This window comes from Methylophaga sp. UBA5088, from assembly GCF_002414625.1.
Lineage (GTDB): Bacteria > Pseudomonadota > Gammaproteobacteria > Nitrosococcales > Methylophagaceae > Methylophaga > Methylophaga marina.
In genome coordinates this window covers 11,673-21,655 of record NZ_DIAC01000125.1, presented here as the reverse complement: position 1 = coordinate 21,655, position 9,983 = coordinate 11,673, and the positions used below count along the sequence as shown (strand labels likewise).

Genomic DNA, 9,983 nt, shown 5'->3' with positions numbered 1-9,983 from the left:
ACAAGTTGGTTATATCGGTGGCTTGATTGCAAACAGTGATCACGAAGCGATAAATACGAAGTTACAGCAATTAAAGCAACCTCATCAGGGCCAGGTAAAGCAGTTTCATCAACTAGAACAATGGCGTGATCGTTTGCTGGCTGGTGAAAATGAAGTCTATGCTGAACTTATTCATGCCTTTGATGACTTTGATGTTCAGCATGTCAGACAACTCGTCAGAAATGCACAGCGTGAAGCGAAACAGGACAAGCCTCCAAAGTCAGCGAGGCAGTTATTTCAGTACCTTCAATCACAGCAGCAAGGTTAAATTCTCGGCAATTCGACAATAAAACTAGCCCCACCTAAGCGGCCACGTTCTAGGTGGATATTACCTTCATAGGCCATGATGATATCGCTGACGATGGCCAGGCCAATGCCTTGTCCCTCAGCCTGGGTATCGATACGATGTCCGCGTTTGATGATATAGCTTTCTGCACGGGTCGGAATTCCGGCCCCATCATCTTCGACACGGATTTTGACCATATTCCCTGAACTGGTGGCAATGACATGTACTTCTTGCTTACCGTACTTGTAAGCATTTTCCAATAAGTTGCCTAATAACTCATACATATCACCTTCGTCTGCATGAATGTACGCATCACGCTCAATCTCACATTGTGCATGTATATTTTTGTTTTTGTAGACTTTATCAAGGCTACCTATGATTTTATGAATAATCTCACCGACAGAAACGGGAGCGAGCAGGCTGCTCTTACCTTCTGTTGATGCTCTTTGTAGTTGATAATCAACCAGGGTACTGATCCTGTCGAGCTGCTCGTAGCCTGTTTTCTTCAAGTTTTCCAGCTCGTGGTTATTAGCCAGTTCGCCACGAAAAACAGATAAGGGCGTTTTTAAACTATGTGCAAGATCAGCTAGTGAATTCTTGTAGCGTTGACGGCGTGATTGTTCATGATCAAGCAGCGCATTAATATTGTTGGTGAGTTGCTTGAGTTCACGTGGGTACTCATCATTTAAACGATCATGCTCACCGGTTTCAATCGCATGCAAATCTTTGGCAACGTCATGTAATGGGCGCAAACTCCACTTGAGGATTAACCATTGTGCTAATAACAGCATTAATCCCGTTCCCCCTAACCAATACCACAAACTACGCTGAAAACTGGCTGTGGTTTCTTTAATGTTAGACATGTCTTCAGCCACATTAATGGTGTAGTCAAGCTCTTTACCGGTTTCAGTTTCCCAGACGATGCCGAAAGCCAGGTTTTGTAATTTCATTCCTGCATCTATTTCAACGACAGTGTAGTGTTCATTCGATGGCCCGGGTTGAAAAGGCAGAGATAAAAAATGACCGATTGCTGAAGGAGATTGCCAGACAATCTTACCGTTACTGGTGATTTGTGCATAAAGACCGGAGTTAGGTATAGAAAATTTCGGTTCTGCCAAATCGTGAGTCATTTTTAACTCACCTTTATCATTGATCTCGGCGGCTGTGAGTAGAGTATAAACATAGTTTTTTAAACGTTTCTTTTGTTCCAGCTCTGCACTGGTTTTAAATGCATTATTCAGACTGATGGCAGAGATACCCAGAAACGCTGTTAGTACGAGACTGACAGCAACAAGAACCCGGTTGGATAAAGAGAAATTAATGACTTTCACGGGGCAGGTTAAGCCTGTAACCACGCCCACGTAATGTTTCTATTGGATTAAGTTGTTTATCTGGATCCAATTTACTACGTAAACGTTTTACAAATACCTCAATGACATTACTATCACGATCTTGATCTTGTTCGTAGATATGGTCGGTGAGTTCTGTTTTTGAAATGACTTCGCCCGCATGCAGTAATAGATAATGAAGTAAACGATATTCGTAAGCTGTTAGTTCAATTAGCTGACCGTTTTTGGTGACTTCTTGCGTGGCCGGGTTGAGTGTGATTGGACCACAGCTTAGTGTTGGATTTGACCAACCTGATGCGCGGCGGCTAAGTGCATTGATACGTGCGATGAGCTCTTCAAAATGAAATGGTTTGACCAAGTAGTCGTCAGCACCAGATTCAAGGCCTTCAACTTTATCTTGCCATCGACCTCGTGCTGTTAATATCAGGATAGGGTAGTCAAATCCTTGTTTGCGTAATGACTGAATCAGTTCAATACCAGACAGTTTCGGCAGCCCCAAATCAATAATAGCCACATCGTAGGGATACTCTGCCCCCATGAAAAGGCCTTCTTCACCATCAGCCACAGCATCGACAGTGAGATTTTGTTGTTTTAACTGTTGGGTAATTTGTTCACGAAGATGTTTCTCATCTTCTACTAATAAAACGCGCATGCAACCTCATGGAACTGAATGGCCGGAGTCACGATCAAATCGGTGATTTTTTACTTTTCCATCGTTATGCAGCACTTTAACACGAAATACCGTTTTGCTACCGTAGTGCTCTTCTTCAACGGAAAGGATTTTTCCGCCTGTTTCAACTTTTGCCAGTTCAGCTGCTGTATGTGTCGTTAAGGGTAAAGCAATTTCATTAATGTTGTTGCCCGGCTCTTGTTCGTAAGGTCGGTGTTCATCCGCTAATGCAAGGAGTGGTGGACAGGTAAAAAGAAGTATTAATAAAACTCTATACATGGCTTGGCCTTACTATTCCGTGTGTAAATATAAGCAGCTGAATTGAATGGTAAAGGTTCATCATAAATACTGACATCAGTCGATCAACTCGGGTGTTACAGCCCCAAGCGCGCCATCAGCTCTGGCCCTTAAGTAACTATAAATTCTATCTCTGTTTTTCATAACGCTATCATTCGATTGCCAAGCAGGCATTACCCCAATTCGGCCTTTTTTTCCTCTGGCAACAACAGTAAAAAACTCATCTCTATCCGTTGTTTTTAAGGTTTTTGTTAAGTCACTGGCTGCCAATCCTTGTCCGAAGGTGCCATGACATCTTGCACACCAGGTTCGATAGACTTTGTAGCCAATGAAGGTATCAGAGTCTACTTTGTTATTTGCTTTCACTGTATATGGTCTACCATCCGCAAACAATGGACATGATGCTAATAGTGTACTGGCGAATGAAAACAAAATGGCAACTGATTTTATAGGGTTCATATCCGCTCTTAATATGGTTATTGAAGTGATAAAGAACATCAACAGCCTGTCTTATTTATACGTTCAACTCAATGGTCATTACCATTAATGTGCATGGTATAGTTTCACTTGGCGTACTGTTTATTGATGCTATCTATCTTCGTTTAATGCGTATTTTCATGCCATGACACAGGTCATGATTATTCTATTCATTTCCATATAAATGTACGTGCTTAACTTCCGCTGCAGAATTGATACAATTGCTCATGCCTTATAGCAATAACAAAAGATACCATCAAAACGTATTCATCTCGTCTCAGTCATTATGAAAACAATAGCAGACTTAAACTGAACTACTCCTGAATAAAGCTGGTGTTGAATATCAATTTTTCGTATTCTCGTGAACTGTCTCACACGTAAATTATCAATAAGTATGATTAACTGTGTCATCGTGTGAATTAGTTCAAATAATTAAATACATTTACGATTCTGGAATAAAGTTGGAAACGGTTAGCCAAACTCATTTAGAGCAACATGCTCAGAAATTTGAAATCAACAAAATGCGAGTCGGCATTTTGTTACAGCAGGGCTTTATTGCCAGTATGACAAATATTGTCATCCTTATCGTGACGGTGATCGCTTTGTATTCATCGGCAAATGCGACTTTGCTATTTATTTGGGCTACAGTCACTTTTTTAGCGATCCTTTTTAGAATCATACTGGTGCACTATCTCAAGAGTCATTTCGTCAAACATGATCACACAGAGTCGTCAGTAGTTCGTTATGAGAAAATATACGCTGCAGGTGTAATGTTGTCGGGACTGGCGTGGGGTAGTCTGGGATTTGCTTTTGATGGTGATTCACAATTTAATCATCAATTGATTATTCCTCTCGTCATTGCTGGTCTCTGTTCTGGCGCAATTTATTCTTTATTAAGCAGTTTCATCAGTTATGTCGCTTATGTCTATCCGATGCTAATCTGCATCATAGCCGCTATGTTTTATGTTGATTTAAAAGTAGAAGCGCTGACATTAATTACCTATATGATCGCTTGCACAATGTTATTTAAGAATCTGCATGCAAGGGTCATGGAAAGTCTGCAGTTGCGTCAAGAAAATGAAAACCTAGTAGAACATTTAACTCAGATAAATGAAGCACAAACCCACCTTGTTGAAACGCTACAAAATAAAGAAGTATTTCTGACACAGACTTTTGAAAATGCTGGTGTTCCCGTTTTTGTCACCAATGCTGATTTAATTATTCTTGATGTGAATAAAGCGGGTTGCGATTTATTTGGTTATAGCAAGACAGAATTCAAAGGCATCAATATGCTGCAACTACTGCATGATGATGAACCTGATCAACCAGGAAATGATTTTTATAAATTAGTTGAGGGGGATGTTGAGCAATATCAGATCACCAAAAAATGCTTGGGTCGTGACAAAAAACCATTATGGTTATCAGGCACCGTCTCAGCAGTGAGAAATAATAAAAACGAAGTTGATTACATTGTTATCCATGCACAAGATATTACGGAACAAAAATTACTTTCAGAAGATCTTCAGTATCTTGCGCTACATGACACATTGACAGGATTACCTAATCGATTTGCCATAGAGAAACACCTACAACTGCTACTTCAGGAGCAAACAGAACCTAATCATGTGTTTTGTTATATCGATGTTGATCAGTTTAAAGTTATCAACGATACCTGTGGTCATAAAGCAGGTGATAAATTACTGATACAAATCGCGCACCTCATCAAATGTGAACTTCAGCCTTCTGATGTGCTTTCCAGGCTGAGTGGGGATGAGTTTGCCATTCTTTTCATGGATACGTCTGCAACACAGGCACAAGCGAAGTTGAACAAAGTGATGGATAAAATTCGTCATTTTGAATTTATTGATCATGATTTGTCGTTTAACTCTTCTATCAGTGTTGGCATGGTCAACATCATGCCCACGAGCACGATGACTGATATCTTTAAACAAGCAGATAACGCCTGTTACGCCGCAAAAGAGGCAGGCAGAGATCGAATCCATGTGTTTAGCAGTCATGATCAGGAAATTGTACAACGTAGTGGCGAAATGCGATGGGTCTCAAGAATACAACAGGCATTAAGTAATGACCGGCTGGTACTCTACAGTCAACCTATAGTGGCTACACAAAAGAAAAACAGTACCTTACCTCACTGTGAGTTATTGATACGAATGCTTGATGATGATGGCTCAATTATTCCACCAGGCCACTTTTTACCTGCAGCTGAGCGTTATAACCTGGCAGCATCGATTGATATGTGGACAGTGAGTCATGTTTTGTCACGTATTGATAATGCCCGTAGTGAAGGGCGAGACGTCAGTGGTGTATATGGTATTAACTTATCAGGCCAATCTCTGGGCGATACACGCTTTTATGACAAAATTATCTCGTTAATCCATGCTGCTGATTTAGTTGATTCTGGCGCGGTGCTGTGTTTCGAAATTACAGAAACAGCTGCCATTACCAATATGCACAGTGCTCTTTATTTTATTAATGAACTGAGAAAAGTAGGGTGTTTATTTGCCTTGGATGATTTTGGTAGTGGTTTGTCGTCTTTTGCTTATTTGAAACAATTACCCATTGATTTCCTCAAAATTGATGGCATGTTTGTTAAAGATTGTGTGGAGAATTCAGTTAACCTGGAAATCGTCAACTCTATCAACGGTATAGGTCAGGTACTGGGGCTTAAAACGGTCGCAGAGTTTGTTGAGGATGATACGACGCTAGTCAGCTTGCAACATATTGGTGTTGATTTTGTGCAGGGCTACCATGTGGGGCGCCCCGCACCATGGACTATTTAATAATAATCAACATTCTTGCCACTGCTTTTCCAGGCGCTTACCCGAGATGGGGTAAGCCGTTTTAAGTTCCTGAGCAAAGACTGAAATACGAAATTCTTCCAGCATCCAACGGTATTCTTTAAAGGCTGGTGTTTCGATTTTATTGACCTTATTGATGAACTTTTGCCAGTGAGGCATGACTTCTGACATGCGTTGCTTGTCTTTATTGGGAGCGGTCAATAGACGATCCAATCTGATACCTGCAGCCTGACAGTATACTGGCAACCTGGTCAAGGCTTCATCTGGCGTATCATGCACAAACCCCTGATAAATCAAAAAGCTTAATTGTTGTTTGATATCGTTTACAGAGTTAATGGCGGCCAGTGGGATGTTGCCAGACAGTCTTTTTGCAATTGCATGATATTCAGCAAGCGGCTTAGCAATACTCTGAGCGAGTTTAGCGGCTAGATTAATCAGATCACTTTTTCTTTCGGCAATACGTTGTTCGAATGCATTTTTATCTGTGACGGCCGGTTTATCCAAAATAAAGCAGCGGTCAAAGGCCACATGAATTAAGTCGGTTTTAAGTTGCTCACACGGCGTCAGGTCTGTTTGTGCATCATCTGAGTATGGCGATGGTGGCACATTGGCATAGTGCAAGCACATCTGTTTGATATCGGGTAGATTTTTATGTAAATACTTGACTGCATCTGCCTGATTTAACATGAAAAGGCGGCGAAGTCCTTGTCGTGTTAAGGCCTGAGCCTGAGGTTTTGTATCCATTAAGGTTAAATCAACGCAATCCCCTCTATCGACAAGCGCTGGATAAGCGGTGACTTGTAAGCCGTTTTGTTCTAGTGTGATATGTTCTGGTAGTGAGTCAAATGACCAGGTTGTCAGTCCTTTCTTTTCATAGTCACTGTCAGGAATTTGCCTGAAACTGGCAGCGGCTTCTCGTGCCCAGTTTTCTTTTAGTTTATCCAGGTCACGACTTTCATCTAATAGTTCACCTTGCTCATCTACCAGCTTAAAATTCATTTGCAGATATAGCGGCAGATCTTCAGTACGCCAATCCGTCACATCAATTTCAATACCTGTCAGTTTTCTCAGTTGTTCACTGAGCGCTGGTAATAGAGCGCCCGAGTCAGCCGACATGGATTTGATGCATTGGTCGGCATATTGTGGTACTGGAATAAAATGACGACGCAATGATTTAGGTAGCGCTTTAATCAAGAAAACCACTTTCTCGCGAAGTAAGCCTGGTACCAACCACTCATAACGTTCTTTACTTGTCTGATTCAACAGAGAGAGCGGAATTGTCTGGGTGATGCCATCTTCGGCTTTACCGGGTTCAAAATGATATTCAAGCGGCAGGGGAACACGATTGATAAGAATCTGATCGGGAAACTGATCGACGGTGACTTGTTCAGCCTGATGTTGCATCAGAATGTCTTTGCTTAGCATGAGCAGATTAGGATCTTTCTTTTCTGCTTGCTTACGCCATTTATCGAAACCGGCACCGTTAATGATGTTATCCGGTACTTTGCTGCGATAGAAATCAAACAAGGTATCGTCATCGACTAACACATCTCGGCGACGAGACTTTTGTTCAAGTAACTCAATTTCTTCAATGAGACGTTGGTTATGTTGGAAAAATTTTGCCTGACAATGCCAGTCACCTTCAACTAATGCTGAGCGAATAAAAATTTCATTTGATAAAGAAGGGTCAATAGGTCCGTAGTGAATACGCCTGCGATTAACAATGGGTAAGCCATTCAGTGTGACTGACTCAAAGGCAACCACCTGGGCGGGTTTTTTCTCCCAGTGTGGGTCAGTGTATTGACGTCTGACCAGGTCACCAGCAATTGGCTCAATCCATTCGGGTTCGATTTTAGCCACAATGCGCGCATACAATTTACCGGTTTCAACCAGCTCAGCCGCCATGATCCATTTAGGCCCTTTTTTATGCAAAGCTGAGCCAGGAAATATTTGTAGCTTGAGGTTTCGTCCGCCTGTGTATTCAAACTTATCTGTTTTTGTGGCGATGTGACTCAGTAAACCAGCGAGCAGTGCGCGATGAATACTGTCATAACTGGCCTCTTGTTGATTGAATTTTAAGCCCAGTTCAGCCAGTTGCACATGCAGTTGTTGATGGATGTCATGCCATTCACGAAGGCGTAAGAAGGAGAGAAATTGCTCTTTACAATACTTTCTTAGTTTATTCTGACTAAGGTGTTTTTTCTTATCGTGATAATGATTCCAGAGTTTAATAAAAGCAATAAAATCAGAACGTTCGTCCTTATATTTAGAATGGGCCTCATCCGCCGCCTGCTGCTTGTCCATCGGTCTTTCACGTGGATCCTGAATACTCAAAGCACTGGCAATAATGAGCACTTCAGTCAGACTGTTTTGTTCTGCACCTGCAAGCAACATCCGGGCTATTTTAGGATCGATGGGCAGCTTGGATAACTGTCTGCCAATGTCAGTAATACGACGTTGTTTATCGACGGCACCCAATTCATCTAAAAGCCGATAACCGTCGTTGATCATTTTTTGTGGCGGCGGATTAATAAAAGGAAACTTAGCTGGATTACCCAGTTTCAACGCTGACATTTGTAGAATGACTGATGCCAGATTAGTGCGTAGAACTTCTGGATCAGTAAATGCCGGGCGGTTATTAAAATCCTCTTCGTCGTACAACCGTATACACACGCCAGCGGCTACACGGCCACAACGCCCTGATCGTTGATTCGCACTGGATTGGGAAATTTTTTCTATCGGGAGACGTTGTACTTTATTGCGAACACTGTAACGACTGATACGTGCATTTCCTGGGTCAACAACGTAGCGAATGCCTGGCACCGTTAATGAGGTTTCAGCAACATTAGTAGATAAGATAATTCGTCGTTGCCCACCGGTCTTAAACACCCGGTTTTGTTCAGCAGCAGATTGTCTGGCGAATAAAGGTAAAATTTCAGTTTGTGGCGGATGATGTTTGCGTAAAGCTTCTGATACATCACGAATATCACGCTCGCCGGCCAAGAATATCAATACATCTCCGGGCCCTTCTCGACACAGCTCATCAACTGCTGCCACGATACCTGAGACCATATCATAATCGGGTGAGTCTTCATCGGTTGTGAGGAGAGGGCGGTAGCGAATTTCTACTGGGTAGGTACGACCACTGACTTCAATCACCGGGGCATGCTCAAAATGTTTGGAAAAGCGTTCGGTATCGATTGTTGCCGAAGTAATAATGACTTTTAAATCAGGGCGTTTGGGTAACAGCTGTTTGATATAACCGAGTAAAAAATCAATATTGAGACTGCGTTCATGGGCCTCATCGATAATCAGGGTATCGTATTGATTCAGGAAGCGATCATTTTGTGTCTCAGCCAGTAAAATACCATCTGTCATCAGTTTGATATAACTGTTTTCAGCATTCACTTGATCATGAAAACGGACTTTGTAACCCACGGTTTGCCCAATTTCTGAACCTAACTCTTCGGCAATACGTGTCGCTACCGTTCTGGCCGCGATTCGGCGTGGCTGAGTATGGCCTATCATGCCAGTTACACCACGGCCTAAATCCAGGCAAATTTTGGGTAACTGAGTAGTTTTACCTGAGCCGGTCTCACCACAAAGAATAATGACCTGATTTTCTTCAATGGCTTTGGCGACTTCATGTCGACGTTCGATAACGGGTAAGTCAGCACTGAAATCCGGTTTGGGTATCTGGTTCAAGCGCTGTTGCGCACGCTCAACGGATCGCAACACACGCTGAGTGAAGGCGCTGATTTTTTCAGCATCTGCCTTATTTTTACGTAATTGCTGCCACTGACGTTGAAGACGGTAACGATCAGATAGCATGGAGGACTGGATAAGTTGCGTTAAGTTTTGCTCAGCGTTATTCACAGTATGTTTACAGCAAAAAGCAGGTATTCTACAGCTTCCAGGCTAACGAGACAGTATATTTAAAATCATTGGGGTCAGTATCATCATGTACGGTGGAGTCATATTCGTTGGTAATACCAAGCTTGAGTGCTACACCCACGAAGCTATTTAAGTCCAGAATCCAGTCGAAA

Annotated in this window: 7 protein-coding genes; 2 read left to right on the top strand and 5 right to left on the bottom strand. The window is 42.2% G+C overall.

Going from position 1 to position 9,983, the window contains the following annotated elements; all coding sequences use genetic code 11:
* Positions 1-307: ribosome biogenesis factor YjgA (yjgA, locus tag B4K20_RS15430; RefSeq protein ID WP_289283595.1), on the top strand; the 307-nt coding region annotated here is incomplete at its 5' end.
* On the opposite strand, the gene B4K20_RS15425 is transcribed toward yjgA, so the two are convergent.
* From B4K20_RS15425 to B4K20_RS15410, 4 genes are all read right to left on the bottom strand, one after another.
* Positions 304-1,656, bottom strand: coding sequence for an ATP-binding protein (locus tag B4K20_RS15425; protein WP_289283594.1), 1,353 nt, complete (start codon positions 1,654-1,656; stop codon positions 304-306). The genes yjgA and B4K20_RS15425 overlap by 4 nt on opposite strands.
* The gene (locus B4K20_RS15420) at positions 1,643-2,326 is read right to left on the bottom strand and encodes a response regulator transcription factor (protein WP_286304537.1); all 684 of its coding nucleotides are present in this window, start codon (positions 2,324-2,326) and stop codon (positions 1,643-1,645) included. Before B4K20_RS15420 ends, B4K20_RS15425 begins: the two co-directional genes overlap by 14 nt.
* A gap of 6 nt (positions 2,327-2,332) precedes the next feature.
* Positions 2,333-2,623 carry a PepSY domain-containing protein gene (locus B4K20_RS15415; protein ID WP_289283593.1) on the bottom strand — a complete coding sequence of 97 codons (291 nt, stop codon included), beginning with the start codon at positions 2,621-2,623 and terminating at the stop codon, positions 2,333-2,335.
* Positions 2,624-2,698: 75 nt separating this feature from the next.
* Positions 2,699-3,100, bottom strand: a complete 402-nt coding sequence (locus tag B4K20_RS15410; RefSeq protein WP_286304539.1) for a c-type cytochrome — start codon at positions 3,098-3,100, stop codon at positions 2,699-2,701.
* A 479-nt stretch (positions 3,101-3,579) separates the two neighbouring features.
* Here B4K20_RS15410 and B4K20_RS15405 point away from each other — a divergent pair, with 479 nt between their 5' ends.
* On the top strand, positions 3,580-5,919 hold the full coding sequence (locus B4K20_RS15405) for a putative bifunctional diguanylate cyclase/phosphodiesterase (protein WP_289283592.1): 2,340 nt from the start codon (positions 3,580-3,582) through the stop codon (positions 5,917-5,919).
* Between the two features lie 6 nt (positions 5,920-5,925).
* Here the strand turns inward: B4K20_RS15405 and hrpA are convergent, their stop codons facing one another.
* On the bottom strand, positions 5,926-9,813 hold the full coding sequence (gene hrpA / locus B4K20_RS15400; RefSeq protein ID WP_289283591.1) for an ATP-dependent RNA helicase HrpA: 3,888 nt from the start codon (positions 9,811-9,813) through the stop codon (positions 5,926-5,928).
* Positions 9,814-9,983 lie beyond the last annotated feature (170 nt).